Origin of the sequence: Nitrospira sp. (assembly GCA_030692565.1) — a bacterium.
In the GTDB taxonomy this organism is placed as follows: Bacteria; Nitrospirota; Nitrospiria; order Nitrospirales; family Nitrospiraceae; genus Nitrospira_D.
The window spans coordinates 1-18,591 of record JAUYAO010000047.1; the positions used below are offsets into that span (position 1 = coordinate 1).

Here is an 18,591-nt window from a genome sequence, read left to right on the forward strand (position 1 = left end):
TGCTGCAAGGTCTCTCGTTCAGTTGTCGTCAAGGTCAGCGGAGCTGTCGGTCGTCCCGTTCGCAGGGCGTCCTCCCTTCGATACCTGAGGACACCAGCGAGGCACAACTTATTCCACGGACTTCAGAGACAGGACACTAGCTCTCTGTTGTGTAACTAATACCTCTCCCGCGTTTATCACCAAGCGACTATTTTCTCCTCTTATACGTTGCAGCAGCAGGGCTCCCAGCCCAGCTGCTGCACGAATCTCAATAGGACCCTGAGATCCTAACGGGACAATACCAATCAAACCCAAATCGAAGGTCACTGACACCGACTGATTTGTGGAGAATCCCATGATACCTGGATGCCCAGTAGATAAGAGGGCTTCGCGACACCCATCACGTCTGCCGAAAAACCATCCGTATGAAAAACGGGGCTGGCGATATTCGAATGGTTGTGCGCTGATTAAACCCTGCAGACTGGGATGAGATGAAGATGGACTTATTGCATCGTTGCAGTAGATTTCAGCCCGAAATCAATGAGACTCACGGCGGTGTTCCAGCGACGATTGGAGTTTAAGATCACGACCAACAAATCGCTGCCGTTCTGTGAAACTTTCGCAATGAGGCATCGGCCCGCTTTTGAGGTGAACCCGGTTTTGACGCCTTCCACGCCGGGGATGCGTCCCAACAGCCGATTGGTGCTGTGCAAAACATACGCACGGTGACCACTAATCGGGGTGATAATCTCACGTTCCTCGCGCACGAGCGCACGGAAGATCGGATTCTGTAGCGCGACCTCACTGAGCTTCGCCAGATCCTCGGCCGTTGAATAGTGCTCAGGACCATCGAATCCACAGCCGTTGCTGAAGTGGGTATCGGTCAACCCGAGTGCGGCAGCTTTCGCGTTCATGAGCATGACAAACTGCTCTTCATCGCCGCCGACATGTTCCACCGCGGCCAGACAGGCGTCATTGGCCGACACGATCAGCATCGCTTTGAGCAAGTCCTCGAGTTTGAACACTTCACCTGGACGGAGCCGAAGATGCGTTTTGGGCGCCCGCGCGGCATTGCGGCTGATGGTCGCCTGATCATCCAGCTTCCCCTTTTCCAAAATCACCAGCGCAGACATGATTTTCGTGAGACTTGCAGGCGAGAGTCGCTTGAGAGATTCATGCTGGTAGAGCACACGGCCGGATCGAAGCTCTTTCATGAAAATGCTATGAGCGGGAGCCACTCGCCAAGGAAGGCGGTCGCCCGTTGTACTCACAGCTCGGACCTGGCGCTTATGTTTATGGCTATACTCGGCCTGGGCGTCGAGAGGACTTCCCAAGACCAAGGTCCCCAATACCGCAGCCAGAACCGTTGACGTGAGGACAAATGACTTAACCAATGAGGTGCTCCTTACCCGGACGGTGAGCTACAGGGACACATTACAGCGGGTAGGATTCCCGCACTTTCCCGCCACGAACACCGCTATCAATCACCTTATGAAAGAACCGCAGGACATCCGCGAGATCAATCCAGAATCCGCAGTTCAGACAGCGCGCAAAGAGCCGCCGATTCATGAGCGTATAGTGACGCTCGACCATCATAAACCCTTTGCATTTCAAGCAACGCATACCATCGCGTCTATAGGATCATTACCGAATTCGATTGAGAACAACCGCTAAGCATCCGGCCAGAAGGCCTCCACCAAGAATGGTTGTGCCGAAGGAGACTACCGCGGTGGCGCCTGAAGCAGGCTGGGTACCTTCCAATAGATCGCGTATTCCCCCCTGCACCATGAGGACAGCAAGGGTCAGGACTGAACCCATTGCAAACCACCAGGTAAATGTTCTCAGGGGCATTACACTCACACGGACAACAATGTGTCACGGACTCACACCTGTCGGCCACTCTAACGGAGGGTCCAAGACCTGTCAAGAAGTGCCGGCATTGCGTGTCTCGCAGAGGAGTCAATGCTCATTTGAAGCAATTGGCGCTGGCTTTACCGCTTTCAGTCCACGATGAAGAAAAATTGAAACCGTCCCATTTCCATTGTCGGCCGTTACCAATCCCGGCTCTTCGACGGCATTGGTGGTTACCCAGAATGTCGCCAGTGCAAACGGGCCCGCCTTTGTAGGATAGTTCCTGGGTGGATAGTGAAAGGTTCCGTCACCGTTACCGAAGAGGATCGACAGATCGTTGGATTGCAAATTTGCAATGGCGACATCGAGGATCCGGTCGCCATCGAAATCACGAGTAACACCTGCGATAGGACCGGCATCGGCACCTGAATCCTTGCCCGGCAAAAATGTGCCAGTGCCATTGCCGAGGTATGTCGTGAAGCTATCTCGCTCTCCATTGATCACGAGCAGGTCGCGGTGGCGATCGTTATTAAAGTCGGCAAACGTCGCGGAGAGCGGACGTTTGCCGGTCCGATAGTCTTTAGGGTCGCGAAACGTCCCGTCTCCGTTGCCCAGCCAGATCGAGACGGCATTGGACATGGGTCCGCCGTTGGTGACGACCATGTCGATCTTCCCATCGCCATTGAGGTCCGACAGTGCCACAGACGTGGGGGTATCACCATAGGTATATTGCGCCCCATGGTGAAACTCTGGGGTTCCGGTTCCAAGAAATATTTGGATCTTATCGTTTCGCAGCGCAACAACGACATCGGGGTGACCGTCACCATTCAGATCCTCGGTGGCCAGGGCCACTGGCGTTCGATGGACAGGGTAGTGTGGTCCCTCTTCAAACTTGCCGTTTCCTCGACCCATCAGGAACGCGACTTCATCACCTCCCGAGCAGGCCAGCACGATGTCCGCATGGGTGTCGTGGTTAAAGTCCGCCATAACCAAAGTCCGTGGCTCGACACACACTTTGATTTGAGTTTGGTCTCTAAAGCTACCATCACCATTGCCCAGCAGGATCGAGAGGGTGTTACTGGAAATATTGGTTGTGATGAGATCCGTAAACGTATCGTGATTGAAATCGCCAGTCGTAATCGTCGTGGGGTTCTTCCCGACTTTGTAGCTCGCGTAGTAGTAAAACAGATCGGGCGGGTGGTATGGATCGGCCTTGGTGCAGGACCACATCCCGATAGCCAAGAGCCAGCACAGGGCGACTTTCATGGCGTCAACCGCTCGATGAGCGGCACGAGGCGAGACAAGCTTCACAACTTCCCTCTTCGCAAGATATAGGCCTATCGGCCTATTGATTCACGCCCTATTGCCCTATGCAACGCACGCGTGGTCCCGCCGGAGTATACAGAGGGCTTGTTTCACCATGCAATCAACCTGATTTCTTCTTTTGGGGTAAAAATCAGCCTTGTTGATGTCACGAGACTTGCGCTAGAATGAGGCTCACTTTGAGGAGGACGCAATGAGCAAACATGTGAAAGTGGACATCACCATGTACGGGATCGCGGAGGTCCTGAGCTGGTGTCACGACCGAAACAAAGGCCGCATCGGTGGCGTCGATACCGAGGGCTTCCAGAAAATGAAGACGTTACTGGCGGAGAAACCGCAATCGGCGGACTACTTCACCCTCGATCAGTTCTGGAAGAAGAAGGTCGCGCTCGATTTGACAGAAGATGAAGTGGCAACGATCGATCGGTGTCTGTACGATATTCCCAATCTCGACAACGAACCGCTTCCGCAGATCCGCCATAAATTCTGGCCGCAAGCGGTCGGCGCGATCTAGCCAAGAGACTTCTCCCTCCGGAATTGCTCACGCGATTCCGGGGATTCTCACTTATCAGACGCAGTGCCGTTGCTCGCTGACACAAAAGTCAGTAGTGCTGTATGTGTATGACTAGCACAGGAGTACGGTGAAGGTTGATGAAGGCTACAGGAGCGCTAGAGCGCCCCTTCGCCCTTGAGATACCGGCGGAATCGACCCATGAGATCGGCCCCAAGCGTCCCCCCCTCGGGCTTTTTCGCGTTGGGATCGGAAAAATGCCCACGGATTTCCTGTAAACGCTTTTCAGCTTGATCGTTCCCCTGAAGCCGCTTCGTCTTGGTTAGCGCCGTATCAAACGCGTCAAACGTCAGCTCGTTATAGCCGAACGATCGAATACGTTTCACCGCTTTCATCATCGCCTGATTGCGAAACGTCGTCAGGGAGTCCGAGTCGATCTCGGACAAGCCCAGCTTCCTCGCACGCCGTTCCGCCGCCTTTCGGATACCGCTCCTGACGAAATCAGGCGAGGTCTGGAGTCGCTTCCAGGCTTCATCCGACCAGGCCACCTTCTGCTGGGGCGCCTCCCACAATTGCACGACATTCGTCTCATCGATGGTCGTGAACCCTTTTTCCCGGGCCACCTCTTCCGTGTCGTGTCGGATCATGTCACTGACAAATTCCAGCGCGATCGGCGGCGAGTCTTTGATCTTCTGTTGCAGGAGCGCCAACGCACCCTCGCTCCACGTGAGCGGGGGCAACTCGCGCTCACGGGCATCGGCCATCGATTCGACCCGATCGAGTAAATCGATATTGACTTCCATATGCCCGCCTTCGCGAGCCATCTCTTCCGCAATCTGCTTGATCATCCCGCGCATGAACTCGGGAACGGCATCGAGCCGTGCTTTGGCAGCAGCGGTCCAGGGCAACTGCCCTTTCTCCATGGCCTCCGCCGCCGACGCCATACCGGTCGCGCCCCCCATCGACCCCATCATCTGGCCCTTGAACTGGTCCAGCTTAACTTCGTCGATCTCCTCGTAACCGAGTTCCCGCGCTTTCTTTTCAGCCAGTCGCCGGACCATGCCGCGAAGGAAGACCGGAGCACGTTCCATGCGCTGCAACGCACCATCGGTCCAGCGAATCTCGGCGCCGGCAGACTCAAGAGAATCTGAGGATGACATGGGAACTCCTTCTCGCTCGCTATTGGTTCAGTAACTCTTTGAGTTCTTTGCCGGCCTTAAAAAACGGGACGCGTTTCGCCGGCACCGCGACAGTCGCACCGGTCTTCGGATTGCGCCCTTCTTTCATCCGCCGCGCACGCAACCGGAAACTTCCGAACCCGCGGATCTCGGTCTTATCCCCGTTCTTCAGAGAGTCTCGAATACAATCAAAAATGGTATTCACGACGACTTCGGCCTGCCGCTTAGTCAACGTGGTGACTTTCTCCGACATCTGCTCGATGATCTGCGCTTTCGTCATGTCCGTCCTCCCTTCGCACCGTTGATGGACAAGTGCCCTTGCACGCCATTGCCGCGCGATTAATAGGCCATGAGATATTTCAGATTCACCCCTGAATGGAAATCGAATTTAGGCAAGACCGACGAGAGCTTCGACTCCAGCAGCTCGCGAATCGAAAACCGACGGCGCTGCTCAATGACCTTCGGCTCACCTTCGATTCCCACGACATCGGCCGCCAACTGAATCGCATCATCCAGGTTACCAAGCTCATCGACCAGCTTCGCGGCTTTCGCCTGGCGCCCGGTAAAAATCCGGCCATCGGCCAACGCCTGAACCTCGGTCACCTCGAGCGAGCGGCCTTCGGCGACGGCTTCAATGAACTGCTTATGGACATCGTCCATAACGGTTTGCAGCAACCCCCGCTCTTCCTCGCTCATCTTTCTCAGCGGAGAGCCGACGTCTTTGTACTTCCCGCTTTTCACAACCACGCCTTCGACGCCGATCTTCTGGAGAAGGCCCTCGACATTGGCCATCTCCATGATTACCCCGATACTTCCGGTCAGGGTTCCGGGGTTCGCCACGATACGGTCGGTCGCGGCGGCAATATAGTAGCCGCCCGACGCCGCCACGCTTCCCATCGACGCAATCACGGCTTTGTTGCTCTTGGTCCGCACCCGGCGCACCGCGTCGTAAATCTCTTGCGAGGGGACCACCCCTCCGCCCGGGCTATCGATTCGAAGCACGATCGCCTTGACGGAGGGATTCTCACTGAATTTCTTCAGCTCGCCGAGCGTTTCCTGGGCGTCAAGAATGACGCCCTCGATGCGGATCAGCGCAATGCGATCCTCGCCCGAGAGATCAAGATCGGGCAACAATACATTGACCAGGAACAGCAACCCCAAACCACCCCCCACGACCCAAAGAAACTTGCGCAGCAGAGAGCGTTTGGGGCTGCGTTCTGTTGGTTGGTCGTCAGCCATGATGACTCATGTTTGTGTCAGACAACCGTTGGCCTCGCATTAGTCTTCCGCCTGCGACTTTTTACGGCTCTGCTTCGCGGCTCGTCCGAGGCTTTGATCGAGCGCGCCTTGCGTTGAATGATATTCATCGACCTGTCGGCGATCGGAGTCGGATTGATGTTCGCGCAAGCTGAGCGCAATCTTCCGCTCTTCACGATCGACCTTGATAATCTTCGCGGCCACGTCATCTAACAGCTTGAACTTCTCTTCGAGCTTCGCCGCACCGTCCAGTCCGGCTTCGCTGATGTGAATCAACCCTTCGACGCCGCCTTCCAGCTCGATGAAGATCCCAAAGTCGGCCACCTTGCTGACCTTCCCAGTGACCGAATCGCCGACATGGTAGCGCGCCGGAATTTCATCATCCCACGGATCGCGTGAGAGCTGCTTGAACCCGAGTGACAGCCGTTCCTTTTCTTTGTCGATCCGCAACACGACCGCGTCGACCTTCTGCGCCTTCTTGAACAGCTCTGACGGATGCTTGATGTGCTTGGTCCACGACATATCGGAGATGTGAATCAAACCATCGATGCCCTCTTCCAGTCCAATGAAGGCCCCGAAATCGGTCAAGCTCTTCACTTTCCCTTCGATCTTCGTCCCGATCGGATACTTGCTCTCGATCATGTCCCAGGGATTGGGCGCGGTCTGCTTCATGCCCAGCGAAATCTTCCGGCTGGCGGGATCCACGTTCAACACGGCAGCTTCCACCTGATCGCCCACGGTCACGACACGCGAAGGATGACGCACTTCATGAGTCCATGACATTTCCGAGACATGGACCAATCCTTCAACGCCCGGCTCGAGCTCGATGAATGCTCCATAATCCGTCAAGCTCACTACCCGCCCGCGCACCCGCGTGCCGATCGGATACTTCCCGGCCACATTGGTCCAGGGATCGGCGGACTTCTGCTTCAGTCCGAGCGAGATACGGCCGGTCTCCCGATCGTATTTCAACACGTTGACTTCCACACGATCGCCGACGGTGAACATTTCCGACGGATGGCCGACACGACCCCACGACATATCCGTGATATGGAGCAAGCCGTCGATTCCGCCGAGGTCGATAAACGCCCCGTAATCGGTGATGTTCTTGACCATACCCTGAATCAGCTGGCCTTCTTTGAGATTGGCGAGCGTGGTCTTCCGCTTCGTATCGCGAGTCTCCTCAAGAAGGACACGACGGGACACCACCACATTGCCTCGCCGATGGTTGATCTTGATGATCTTCAGCGGGAAGGTCTTGCCGACGAGACCGTCCAAATCGCGCACGGGGTGCAGGTCGATCTGGGAGCCCGGCAAAAACGCTTTGACGCCGATATCGACCATCATGCCGCCCTTGATCCGCGAAATGATTTTCCCGTCGATGCTCTTTTCCTCATTGAAGAGCTTTTCGAGCTCTTCCCAGATCTTCATCTTGTCGGCTTTTTCTTTGGAAAGAACCAAGTTGCCGTCGTCATCTTCACATTCTTCGATGTAGACCTGGAGGCTGTCGCCCACCTTGAGGGCCTGGAGATCATCCGGCGAGAATTGATCGCTCGGGATCATGCCCTCGGACTTGTAGCCGATATCGACGACGACTTTATCCTTCGTCAATGCCACTACGCGGCCTTCGGTGATCGTGCCCTCCTCAAGATTACGGAAGGTCTCCTCATAGAGGGCGGCCAACGCGGCGCGGTCTAACTTCGGTTCATTCCCTGTTGATGCGGTACTCATGGACAGATCCTAATCCTCCGGCATGGGCCGGGTGCTGATGGTGAAGAAACCGGGCTCACTCAGCGTTGCGAGCTCCGGTAGTCGGCGGCTCCGGTGACACTCGCTCGCCTTCATGTCCCACCATGGGAGGAGGAACATTTCCGAGGGCGGCGATATGCGTGATCACCGTGCGGCTGACCTGTTGGTAAAATCGCTTGGCATCTCCCTTATCGTGTTCTTTGGGATGCCCGCTCTCGAAAGTCAGCGGGTCTCCCAGCTTCACCGTCACCTGCCGAAACCTTGGCCACCTGGCACCGGTCGGCAAGACGTCGAATGTCCCTTTCAAATAGGCTGGCACCACCGGACAACCGGTCTGCGAAACGATCACCCCAATGCCTGATTTCGGCTGCCGCAAATGGCCATCGTGACTGCGTCCGCCTTCCGGAAAGATCACCACGACCTTACCGGCCTGAATCAGGCTGATCGCTTTCCCGAATGCCTCCCGGTCTAACCGGCCCGGTCGGAGCGGGATCCAGCCAAGCCGCTGCAAAATCCCGTTAAGCACCGGCACAGGAAACAAGTCGTTGCGTCCGAGATACCAGGCCCGCCGCTTCATCCCGCAACCCAGAAGCGGAATATCGACGTAACTGGCGTGATTGGCCGCAATGAGTATTCCGCCGGTCCGCGGCAACGTCCCTTCCACTTTGTACCGAAACAAGACCGCTGCGGAGACTCGCACCAAGACCCAGAGGATCCCGTAGACCAACCCGCTCACGAGACCGCCGCAACCACCGCCAGCATCTGCTCCACCACATCTTCAATCCGCAACGACGAGGTATCGATCAATCGCGCATCGGCTGCGGGCACGAGCGGCGCGACCGCGCGCGTTCGATCCCGTTCGTCGCGACCGGACAAATCCTGATAGGTCTTCTCCATCGGCCCGCCATGGCCGGCAGCCACCAGCTCGCGATGGCGACGCTCGGCCCGCACGGTCGCGTCTGCCTCAAGAAAGAATTTCACCGGCGCTGAGGGAAACACTTTGGTCCCGATGTCACGGCCTTCAGCCACGACCGAGCCGCGCTGCCCGATTTGGCGTTGCACCGGCAAGAGCCATTCGCGGACGGCAGGGATCGCCGAGACGATAGAGGCCGCTGCCGTCACGTCGGGCGTACGCAATTCATTCGTGACATCCACATCGTTGACCAATACCAGCATCGCACCGTTTTGAAACAACATCTGAATCGAGAGGGATGGAAGCAGGGCCGTCACCTGCTCCTGATGCGACGGATCGATTCCGCTCCGCAGCGTCTTCCAGGCCACCGCCCGATAGAGCGCTCCCGTATCAAGATAGAGATAGCCCAGCCTCGCCGCCAGCTGTCGAGCAACCGTACTTTTCCCCACGCCGGCTGGTCCATCAATCGCGATGATCACTGCCGCTACCTGCCTCCTCAAGCAAAAAGAGCCGTATTATAGCCCCCGGGCCTATGCCGTCAACAAGCTCGCCAGGGTGCGCTCGAAATTCGGGAACGAGGTATCCACGCAGCCCGTATCCGCAACTGCTGTGGGAGTACTCGCCGTTAACCCACCGATGGCCAGCGACATCGCCACGCGATGGTCGCCATGGCCTTGCCCCTTCATCGTGCCGACCAACCGGCCATTCTTTCCCGCCTGTCCCAGCCCTCGGATCACCATACCGTCAGGCTGTTCTGTGATCTGAGCTCCCATGGCTTTCAGCTCGGCACTCATCGTGGCAATACGGTCGCTTTCCTTCACACGGAGCTCTTCGGCGCCGGAGATCGTCGTCTCACCTTCCGCAACCGCCGCTGCCACACAGAGGATCGGGAATTCGTCGATCGTCTGCGGGATGAGTTCAGGACCAACCGCCACACCCTTCAACGTCGCCGACCTGACACGAAGATCCGCCACCGGTTCACCGGCTTGATCGCGCCGATTGAGCACGTCGATCTTGGCTCCCATGGCCGTCAATACATCAATCAGTCCTGTTCTGGTCGGATTGATCCCGACATTCTGAATCGTCACGTCAGAACCTGGAATAATGCTCGCTCCGACCAGAAAGAATGCCGCAGCGGAAAAATCTCCGGGGATCACGATCGCGCGGCCGGTCCAGCCGGACGATGGCCGCCCTTGCAGCACCAAGGTCCCGGCATCCTGCCGCAACGGAATCCCGAACGACTGGAACATCCGCTCCGTATGATCGCGGGACAGGCGCGGTTCGCGAAACCGCATAGTGCCTTCGGCGAAGAGCCCTGCAAACAGCAGCGACGACTTGATCTGCGCACTGGCCACCGGCGAGGTGTAATCAATCCCGTGCAACCGCGTGCCGGTAATGGCCAGCGGAGCCAGTTCGCCGCCTTTACGCCCGGCAATCACCGCGCCCATCTCCCGCAGGGGCTTCACCACACGCCCCATCGGCCTCCGACGAATCGACTCGTCTCCGGTCAAAATCGTGAAGAAATCCTGACCGGCCAACAGCCCGGTCAATAAACGGGTCCCGGTCCCGGAATTGCCGCAATCGATCGGGGCATCGGCTTCCCGCAAACCCCACATCCCTTTTCCATGTACGCACAGCACGTCCGGCTGTTCATCAATGTGAATGCCGAGTGCCTGAAATGCACGCATTGTGTTTAAGCAGTCTTCCCCGCGACAGTAGCTGGACAATCGGCTTTCGCCCTCCGCCAATGACGTGAGGATGATCGCGCGATGCGTCACAGACTTATCCCCGGGCACCGTAATGGTCCCTGTGAGCGCGCGGCCTGGGGTGATCGTCAATGAAGCCATGGTTCAGTTACACCGGTACAGAAGGACGAACGTTCAATTTCTCGCGCTCGGATTTGGCACGCTCAAGCGCCTTTTCGATCCCGGCCCCGTCACCCGCATGAACTAAGCGCCGGAACTCCTGGAGCGATTCCTGATAGGCATCGATGAAGTGCACCACGTTCTCGCGATTCCAGAGGAAGATATCCCGCCACATCTCAGGAGAACTCGCCGCAATCCTCGTCGTATCCCGCAGCCCGCCTCCGGAGTGGGCGGCCAAGTCGAGGGTTGTAATTTCACGGTCGCGAAGATTTGCCAACGCTGTGATCAGCGCGAAGGCCGCAACGTGCGGCAAATGACTCACGGCGCCTAGAATCTGATCGTGCACATGCGGATCCATGGTCAGCACGATCGAGCCCGTCTCCTGCCATAACGCCCGCACTCGCTCCAAGGCTTCCGCATTGGTTTTGGAGGTAGGCGTCACGATGCAGCGCGCCCCTTGAAACAGCTGATCGGTTCCTGCCGCCACACCGGTTTTTTCTTTTCCGGCAATCGGATGCGCGCCGACGAAATGGACGCCGTCCGGCATGCTGGCTTCGGACTGTTCGACCAATAGGCCCTTCACACTCCCGACGTCGCTCACAATGGCCCCCGGGGAGAGGCACGAGGCCCAGTCCTTCAGGTGTCGGTCGTAGGTATCGACCGGGGTGGCCAGAATTATGAGATCTGCGCCACGCACACCTTCTTGAGGGTCGGCGACATAGCGATCGATTGCGCCCAACTCGACGGCCGTCTTCAGATTCTCCACCCGTCGGCCGATGCCGACCACCTGATCGGCCAACCCCTTGCGGCGCAGAATCATCCCGAGCGACCCGCCGATCAGCCCCACTCCGATAATCGCGACCTGTTTGAAATGAACTGTCATAAGCTATCGCGGCCTATTCCCCTGAGAGAATTTGTGACAGACTAAATTTCTCGCCCGACCGCTCTGCCAATATTGCCAAGATCGTGCATCAGCTCTTTGAACTTTGACGGCTTGATCGATTCCTCTCCGTCACACAAGGCACATTCCGGATTGGAATGGACTTCGATCAACAGACCATCAGCCCCAGCCGCAATCGCCGCCTTGGACATGGGCGCCACCAGCTGCCATTTCCCCGTGGCATGGCTGGGATCGACAATGACGGGAAGATGCGACAGTTCTTTCAGCGTCGGAATCGCCGCCAGATCCAGCGTATTGCGATACTGGGTTTCAAATGTCCGGATGCCGCGTTCACACAGCATCACGTTGCGATTGCCGCGCGACATGATGTACTCCGCCGACAGGAGAAACTCCTTGATGGTCGCCGACAATCCGCGCTTCAACAGCACCGGCTTGTCGTAGGCTCCGACCTCCTTCAGGAGTTCGAAATTCTGCATATTGCGGGCGCCAATCTGAATGATATCGGCCTTCTCCAGAAACAGCTCAATGTCTCTCGTGTCCAAAATCTCGCTGACGACCGGCAGCCCCGTTTGCTTCTTGGCCTCAAGCAGATAGTCCAGCCCTTCACGGCCCAAGCCTTGGAAGGAATAGGGCGACGTTCTTGGTTTATAGGCTCCGCCACGCAGCACCGAAGCTCCGGCGGCCTTCACTTCATGGGCAATCCCGACCGTGAGTTCGAGGCGCTCCACCGCACAGGGGCCCGCCATGATGACGAGCTTCTTCCCGCCAATCTTCACCCCGCCCACATCGATGATGGTCGGTTCCTTCTTGAATTCCCGGCTCACCAGTTTCCAGGGAGCGAGAATCGGCAACACGCTTTCCACCCCGGGCAACGCGGTCAGAGGCTGATTGTGCAATATCCGATCGTCGCCGATCACTCCGATGATGGTGCGCTCCTGACCGGTGGAGATTTGCGACTTCAGTCCCAACTCTCGCAGCCGATCGATAATGTGATCGACTTCGCGTTCAGATGCGTCAGGTCTCAAGACGATAATCATGGTGCCCTCTCTATTGCTTCACTTCGACTGCAAGACCTTCTTCAACGAGGTCAGGAATGCGTCATTCTCGTCCGTCTGCCCGATCGTGACACGCAGCATCGTGCCTTCAATATGCCGCACAATCACGCCCTCGCGCAGCAAGGCATCGAACAGAGCCCGACCATCGCGCTTGACGTCGAAATACACGAAATTCGCCTGGCTGGGAATCACGGCAAATCCCAGCGCTCGTAAACCGCTTTCGAGTTGCTGCATGCCCGCCGCGTTCACGGCTCGACTCTTCGCCACATGTTCGTCGTCGCCCAGCGCGGCCAAAGCCGCACGCTGCGCCAGCGTGTTGGCATTGAACGGCGGCCGCACGCGGTTCAGACAGTTCGTGATTTCCGGGGTCGTAATCCCGTACCCGATCCGCAACCCGGCCAGACCGTAAATTTTCGAGAACGTTCTCAGCACAATCGCATTCCGCCCCTGCATCACATACTGCAGGCTGTCCGGGAAATGCGGATCGCGCACATATTCGAGATAGGCCTCATCAAAGACCACGATCACATTTTCAGGAACCTGCGCCATGAACCGGGCAACGGCATCGGCGGCAACCATGGTGCCGGTGGGGTTATTGGGGTTGCAGAGAAAGACGAGCCTGGTCTTGGACGTGATCGCTTTGGCCATGCCGTCGAGATCATGCGTCCAATTGACCAACGGAACGAGCACCGCTTTTCCGTGAGCCGCCGTGACTTCCATCTTGTAGATGACGAAAGTGTGATCGGCCATCACCGCTTCATCGCCCGGCGCCAGGAACGTCCGGGCCAGCAGGCCGAGGACTTCGTCTGATCCATTGCCGAGAATAATGTGATCGAGGCTGACCTTCCATCGATCGGCCAACGCTTGACGCAATCGATACGCGCCACCGTCCGGATACCGATGCAAACTGTCATGCCCCCCGACAAGTGCGGCCAGGGCTTTCGGCGATGGTCCAAGCGGATTCTCATTCGAGGCGAGCTTGATCACGCGAGCCAGGCCCAGCTCACGCTGCAATTCCTCAATCGGCTTCCCCGGGACATAGGGGCTGAGCGAGGCAATGTCTGGATGAATTCGCAGTGTCATAGATCTAAGTGTGGGCCGGATACGAACCCAGGATCTTCATAAAAAGGCAGCGGCCTTTGATCTCTTCGATCGCTCGATTCACACGCTCTTCTTCCATGTGGCCTTCCACATCGACGAAGAAGATATACTCCCATGCCTTCCGCCTGGATGGACGTGATTCAATCTTCGTCATACTGATGCCATTTGAGGCAAAGGGCCGGAGCAGATCATAGAGCGCACCGACCTTGTCTTTAATCGACAGCATCAACGAGGTCTTATCCTTGCCAGTGCGTTGCGGTGGCTTCTGCGACAGTACAAGGAACCGGGTGAAGTTATTCAGATTATCTTCGATCCGCGCCTTGATGACTTTGAGACCATACAGCTGAGCTGCCAGTTCTGATGCGATGGCAGCAATGGTGGTATCTTCCTGACACATCTCCGCGGCGCGGGCCGTACTGGCGACTTCCGACACCAGCACATGCGGCATATGGGTTTCGATCCAGTTGCGGCATTGTGCAATGGCCTGCGGATGCGAACAGATTTTCTTGACCTCTTCCACGACCCCGGACTTAGACATCAGATGGTGGGAGACCTCTTGGAGCACTTCTCCATAGATCAGGAGGTTCGAATCGATGAACATATCGAGCGTGTGGTTCACCACGCCTTCGGTCGTGTTCTCGATCGGCACGACGCCGAAATTCGCGCGGCCTCGCTCCACTTCGTTGAACACTTCCTTGATACTGTGGACCGGAATGTATTGGGCCGACGATCCGAATTTCTGCATGCAGGCCATGTGCGTGAACGTCGCGCGGGGGCCCAGATAGGCCACCTTCTGCGGACCTTCCAGCGAGAGGGACGCCGACATGATCTCCCGGTACACGGGACGGATGGCTTCCGATGGGAACGGACCGGTATTTTGACCGACTAATCGCTCAATAATGGCGGCTTCGCGAGCAGGGGTATGCAGATTGGCGTCCGCATCCTGGGCTTTCTTGATATGACCGATCTCGATGACGCTCTTCGACCGCTCATTGAGCAGACGGAGAATCTCATCGTCGATACGATCAATCTCCTTCCGATATCCGGAAAGGTCACCAGACATGCACGAACCCCCTCCACCCATGCCTCATGAGTTGGACGACTGTCCAGAGGCAGATCGAGTGCGAGTAAGCAAGGGATGATACAGGATTCGAATCGCCTATTGCAAGGAGACTCCCTAGTCTTTCAAGAACTTGCGTCTGCGTTTTGGACGCAGCCTGTCTACCATTGACTGTCCCCATATCACTTTGAGACCATGGCACTGTGGATTTCGAATTACTCGGCCCCGTGACTCAAATTGAAACGTTTGCGGTCGGGTCGCGAATCCATGAGATCGCCCGACTTCGAAAGTTCTATGGCAAGGGACGCTGGCGAAAGCGGAAAGGCGTCGCGAGCATCCGGCTCTCGGATGGCTCAATTCATCTTGCTGAACTTCATTGGTACGAAGCAACGGGGATAGGCCGGAAGGAATACAAAATCAAGCGATTACTCTGAGGCAACCACCATGCACAAGCTCACACCTGTGGCTTCCCGACTTCTGATCTGTGTAGAGAACGAGGGGTACCTCGTTTCTCTTGAAAAGCGAAAGATCTACGTGGCGCTTCCCGATGCCATTGCCCTCAAACGTGGGCAAGTTCGTGTTATCGATGAATCCGGCGAGGACTATCTCTATCCCAAGAGCCTCTTCCTGCCGATCACCCTCCCGGCATCGCTCCGTAAAGCCATCTTGAATGCCGCCTGACACCGTCGCCGTAGCGGCTCCATGACCACCTCCGGAGAGAAGTGGGACATTGATAGATTCCCGGGTGAATTCCCGATTGGCTATGCCGACAAAAGGTTGAGGTGTTGGTTATTTCGGGTCCACCTCAACCTGGCGCCATCTTCGATCAGTTGATGACGGGAGGACAGCATAAGGTCAAGCAACAACCCCCGTCATTTCCGTCCGCATCAAGACAGCCAGAAGACTCCTTAGTTTCCCCATCCAGCCATGCTCGGCCTATCCATCCGCTGATAGAACGGACGCTCCCTGCCCGTCTTTCGTTCCTGCCCCTACGCACAGGAGAGCAGCGGACATGACTCTTGACAGGGGCAGGCATAATCCGCAATCGTGCCTCCGTACTAAGTATCGGAATACTGACACGTTGACAGGGCTGGAAGACTATGGAAATCAAGATCGTCCGTGACGCCATCACCAAGGCTGAGCTGAACGAGATGGCCAAACAGCAGTTTGGCGATATGGTCAAGGCCGTCGTCGACGTGGAACAGCGCATTATGGCGATCGGCGGAGAACTGCATTCGGACGAAGAGGCGATGCTCCTCGATCAGGGGTCTGCACAGAAAAACCTCTGGGGAATCAATCTCTACCCCGAACAGCCGATAGCAGAATGGATCGAGTTCGATTCCATGATCAATGTGCGCCCCTCAGGCGGAAATCGTTCCCGAGACGTCGAACGGACCGAGATCCGCGAAACCATCACCGCGATCGTCAATCGATTGGCTAAGGAGTAAGCGGCATGTCACACGTCCATGCGAATCTCGCGACAGGCCGATGGCAAACCTTGTCTCTCATGGAACAGCTGGCGAATGTCGGGAGCGATGTGGCACGTGCGCGTCGCTGGCAAGAGAAAGATCCCCGGCTTTCCGAACAAGCGTTCATCCGCGCATTAGAGCTACTCGACTTGTCGATAGGGGATCACCGCTGGAAAGGTCGCAGGAAAGAACTCACACGTGTGCGCGAGCTGCTCTGCGATGCGATGGCAGGGGGCGCCGCATATGGTAGCGACCTAGCCAGCCTAGACCGCTACTTCCTCCACTTCGCCGTCGCGGCACGAGCCGGCCATTAAGAAGCCCAACGATGCGCATGAAGAGCCCTCTTTATCCAGGATTGTCGGTGCGGCATGACGGCCTCGACCCGCTGGGACTTTCCGTAGCGAAAGGGGCACAGGTGCTGGGTGTTACGCGGCAGGCCATGAATAACCTGGTCAGCGGCAAGGCCTGGATTTCCACCCAAATGGCATTCCGTCTGAAAAAGGCATTCGAGGGCGGCGCGGAAACCTGGCGGCGCATGCAGGCCGCTTATGACCTGGCACAAGTGGAGAAGTACGCTGGAAAGATCAAAGTCCAACGCGTAAAAGACGCATTAGCATCGGCCTAACCCCGATCGGAGCACGGATTGCGCAGCGCCATGTAAGCCCGAGAATGGGCGGCTACGAGAACTATATGATTGCAAGACCTCCTCTGAAAGACGGCCTGGGTATCGCTAGCAAGTCAATAGTCATGCCTGACCCCCGAATCCCCAATCCTCGCTCCGTAAAGCCATCTTGAATGCCGCGTGACATCGCCGCTTCAATTTCTCCACAACCTCAGCCGGCAGAGAAGAAGCGTGCGTTATTTCGGATCCACCTCGCTCTGGCCCCATCTTCGATCAGCTGATGACGGGATGACGGTACGAGGTCAAGCAACGACCCCCGTCATTTTTTCCGAACACAAGGTCAGCCTCGGCCTGGTGGAGGGACTCAACAACAAGATCCGTATCCTCCAGCGGCGGACCTACGGCTACCGTGATGCGGACTACCTGAAACTTAAACTCGTCGCGGCGTTCCTGCCTCCGTTAACACGGAGTGCAGAAAAGCACCCACTGTGACCCACGGAGATCCTATTTATAGTTTGTCGGCGCATGTATGATTTCTACATTTAGTTAGGATTATGAACGCTAGAGCAGTAGTGTTTAGCTAAATTCGAGGTTAGCTCTCTCGAATCCGATTGGCGCTGTTTGAGGAAAGCTTGTTCAATGGGGTGAGAGCGGCGAAGTCGTACTGCTCAATGAGGAAAATGGTGACGTCGTCGCTTAGTAAGGACATGTTTTACTTGACTAAACACACGGCCCCGTATCTGCGATACGATTTGCGAAAAACAGGCGTGACATCGGCTTGCCGCATGACAGTCCGTAAATTATTTTGAAGAAACTCTAGGGAGGGGAAAATGGCTGATAAGAAAACGGTGATATTTGTGCCTAAGAAAGGGAAAGCGGCTGAGTGGGCCTTTCATCCCTCGGCTCAAGTGAGGAAGAACTATCCGGATGCGGAAGTCGAGTTTCTGGGGATGGATGTTCAAGAAGGTGAAATTCTCTCGCTTATCCCAGTGAGCCAGGAAACCCTGAAGCAAATGAAGGTCGTGACTATCGGCGAAGGACGAGTGGAGCTTTTAAATTTCGATCGCGACTGGCAAGAAGGGAAGACAGGTTCCAGCAATGCTGAGAATGTCTGGGACATTGATCAGATGATTTCTGCGTGGTCCAGTGCCGACTAAGAGTAAACCAACAACCACTCGAACAGCGGTTGCGCCGGTTGTTAATGAAACCGACTGCAAAAGGATTCTGCGCTCCTTAGGGGTGGCATCTAGCGCGGAATGGTTGCGTTGGTGCAAATCATACCCGCTTAAGCAAAGACGACTTTACCTCCCCTCTCGGCCTGAGAAATCGTATGACAATCCAGCATTCTGGCGTGAGTATTCAGGGAATTATCCGTTCCATTGGCACGAGTTTCACGGCCTGCGGCGCAACCGCCCTGAGAAATTGCCGCGTGAAGAACTTGCGAACTGGGCGAGATATGCTGCGCGGTATAAAGCCGCTTCGGCTTACCGGGGAATTCGGTTCTGCGGAATGAAAGAAGAGACCGGACGCGGCTACAGCGCGGCACTCGGTGTCTTTTTAGCCTACACGGCACTTGAGGCATACTGGACGGCGAGTGGTGAAGAACAATCAAAGGGATTCATAGACCCACAGCTGGCAGGTTTAATCCGGACCGCTTTAAAGTCAGGTGCCGACCTTGCCGACGGCCTAACAAACCAAGGTTTAAAAAGCGCGTTGTCAGTTTTCTGAACGGTGACGTAGATGATGTGCTCGTAATC

General features: G+C 56.4%; 22 protein-coding genes. 8 read left to right on the forward strand and 14 right to left on the reverse strand.

Annotated features, from left to right (window positions below):
* Positions 1-482: 482 nt before the first annotated feature.
* The 3 genes from Q8N04_12270 to Q8N04_12280 form a co-directional block, all read right to left on the reverse strand.
* The gene (locus tag Q8N04_12270; GenBank protein MDP3091448.1) at positions 483-1,373 is read right to left on the reverse strand and encodes a D-alanyl-D-alanine carboxypeptidase family protein; all 891 of its coding nucleotides are present in this window, start codon (positions 1,371-1,373) and stop codon (positions 483-485) included.
* A gap of 40 nt (positions 1,374-1,413) precedes the next feature.
* On the reverse strand, positions 1,414-1,602 hold the full coding sequence (locus Q8N04_12275) for a hypothetical protein (protein MDP3091449.1): 189 nt from the start codon (positions 1,600-1,602) through the stop codon (positions 1,414-1,416).
* Between the two features lie 336 nt (positions 1,603-1,938).
* Positions 1,939-3,096 (reverse strand): VCBS repeat-containing protein, encoded by a 1,158-nt coding sequence (locus tag Q8N04_12280; protein ID MDP3091450.1) that lies wholly within the window; start codon positions 3,094-3,096, stop codon positions 1,939-1,941.
* A gap of 250 nt (positions 3,097-3,346) precedes the next feature.
* On the opposite strand from Q8N04_12280, the gene Q8N04_12285 reads away from it, so the two are divergent.
* On the forward strand, positions 3,347-3,667 hold the full coding sequence (locus Q8N04_12285) for a hypothetical protein (GenBank protein ID MDP3091451.1): 321 nt from the start codon (positions 3,347-3,349) through the stop codon (positions 3,665-3,667).
* A 155-nt stretch (positions 3,668-3,822) separates the two neighbouring features.
* On the opposite strand, the gene Q8N04_12290 is transcribed toward Q8N04_12285, so the two are convergent.
* The 11 genes from Q8N04_12290 to pheA are packed head-to-tail and all read right to left on the reverse strand — an operon-like array spanning position 3,823 to position 14,746.
* Positions 3,823-4,824: a PCP reductase family protein gene (locus Q8N04_12290; protein ID MDP3091452.1), complete on the reverse strand. Its 1,002-nt coding sequence runs from the start codon at positions 4,822-4,824 to the stop codon at positions 3,823-3,825.
* Between the two features lie 19 nt (positions 4,825-4,843).
* Positions 4,844-5,122: an HU family DNA-binding protein gene (locus Q8N04_12295; GenBank protein MDP3091453.1), complete on the reverse strand. Its 279-nt coding sequence runs from the start codon at positions 5,120-5,122 to the stop codon at positions 4,844-4,846.
* 59 nt (positions 5,123-5,181) lie between these two features.
* Positions 5,182-6,081, reverse strand: coding sequence for a signal peptide peptidase SppA (gene sppA / locus Q8N04_12300; GenBank protein MDP3091454.1), 900 nt, complete (start codon positions 6,079-6,081; stop codon positions 5,182-5,184).
* A 39-nt stretch (positions 6,082-6,120) separates the two neighbouring features.
* On the reverse strand, positions 6,121-7,830 hold the full coding sequence (locus Q8N04_12305; GenBank protein ID MDP3091455.1) for a 30S ribosomal protein S1: 1,710 nt from the start codon (positions 7,828-7,830) through the stop codon (positions 6,121-6,123).
* Between the two features lie 55 nt (positions 7,831-7,885).
* Positions 7,886-8,584, reverse strand: a complete 699-nt coding sequence (locus Q8N04_12310; protein MDP3091456.1) for a lysophospholipid acyltransferase family protein — start codon at positions 8,582-8,584, stop codon at positions 7,886-7,888.
* Positions 8,581-9,240: a (d)CMP kinase gene (gene cmk, locus Q8N04_12315; protein ID MDP3091457.1), complete on the reverse strand. Its 660-nt coding sequence runs from the start codon at positions 9,238-9,240 to the stop codon at positions 8,581-8,583. The genes Q8N04_12310 and cmk overlap by 4 nt, the downstream gene beginning before the upstream one ends.
* Before the next feature lie 51 nt (positions 9,241-9,291).
* Positions 9,292-10,608, reverse strand: coding sequence for a 3-phosphoshikimate 1-carboxyvinyltransferase (gene aroA / locus Q8N04_12320; GenBank protein ID MDP3091458.1), 1,317 nt, complete (start codon positions 10,606-10,608; stop codon positions 9,292-9,294).
* A gap of 7 nt (positions 10,609-10,615) precedes the next feature.
* Complete coding sequence (locus Q8N04_12325; GenBank protein MDP3091459.1) at positions 10,616-11,509, reverse strand: prephenate dehydrogenase/arogenate dehydrogenase family protein; 894 nt, start codon at positions 11,507-11,509, stop codon at positions 10,616-10,618.
* A gap of 41 nt (positions 11,510-11,550) precedes the next feature.
* Complete coding sequence (aroF, locus tag Q8N04_12330) at positions 11,551-12,564, reverse strand: 3-deoxy-7-phosphoheptulonate synthase (protein ID MDP3091460.1); 1,014 nt, start codon at positions 12,562-12,564, stop codon at positions 11,551-11,553.
* Between the two features lie 18 nt (positions 12,565-12,582).
* Entirely contained in the window at positions 12,583-13,665 is a 1,083-nt protein-coding gene (gene hisC / locus Q8N04_12335; protein MDP3091461.1) for a histidinol-phosphate transaminase, read from the reverse strand.
* Positions 13,666-13,669: 4 nt separating this feature from the next.
* Positions 13,670-14,746 carry a prephenate dehydratase gene (gene pheA / locus Q8N04_12340; protein ID MDP3091462.1) on the reverse strand — a complete coding sequence of 359 codons (1,077 nt, stop codon included), beginning with the start codon at positions 14,744-14,746 and terminating at the stop codon, positions 13,670-13,672.
* Between the two features lie 441 nt (positions 14,747-15,187).
* Here pheA and Q8N04_12345 point away from each other — a divergent pair, with 441 nt between their 5' ends.
* The 7 genes from Q8N04_12345 (at position 15,188) to Q8N04_12375 (ending at position 18,562) form a co-directional block, all read left to right on the forward strand.
* Positions 15,188-15,424, forward strand: coding sequence for a hypothetical protein (locus Q8N04_12345; GenBank protein ID MDP3091463.1), 237 nt, complete (start codon positions 15,188-15,190; stop codon positions 15,422-15,424).
* Positions 15,425-15,843: 419 nt separating this feature from the next.
* A complete protein-coding gene (locus tag Q8N04_12350; protein MDP3091464.1) occupies positions 15,844-16,191 on the forward strand; it encodes a DUF5674 family protein in 348 nt (115 codons plus the stop codon).
* 5 nt (positions 16,192-16,196) lie between these two features.
* Positions 16,197-16,526 (forward strand): hypothetical protein, encoded by a 330-nt coding sequence (locus Q8N04_12355; protein MDP3091465.1) that lies wholly within the window; start codon positions 16,197-16,199, stop codon positions 16,524-16,526.
* A gap of 11 nt (positions 16,527-16,537) precedes the next feature.
* Positions 16,538-16,837, forward strand: coding sequence for a HigA family addiction module antitoxin (locus Q8N04_12360; GenBank protein ID MDP3091466.1), 300 nt, complete (start codon positions 16,538-16,540; stop codon positions 16,835-16,837).
* A gap of 228 nt (positions 16,838-17,065) precedes the next feature.
* Positions 17,066-17,326, forward strand: coding sequence for a transposase (locus Q8N04_12365; GenBank protein MDP3091467.1), 261 nt, complete (start codon positions 17,066-17,068; stop codon positions 17,324-17,326).
* Positions 17,327-17,664: 338 nt separating this feature from the next.
* Complete coding sequence (locus Q8N04_12370) at positions 17,665-17,991, forward strand: hypothetical protein (protein ID MDP3091468.1); 327 nt, start codon at positions 17,665-17,667, stop codon at positions 17,989-17,991.
* A gap of 352 nt (positions 17,992-18,343) precedes the next feature.
* The gene (locus Q8N04_12375; GenBank protein ID MDP3091469.1) at positions 18,344-18,562 is read left to right on the forward strand and encodes a hypothetical protein; all 219 of its coding nucleotides are present in this window, start codon (positions 18,344-18,346) and stop codon (positions 18,560-18,562) included.
* The last annotated feature ends 29 nt before the right edge of the window (positions 18,563-18,591 follow it).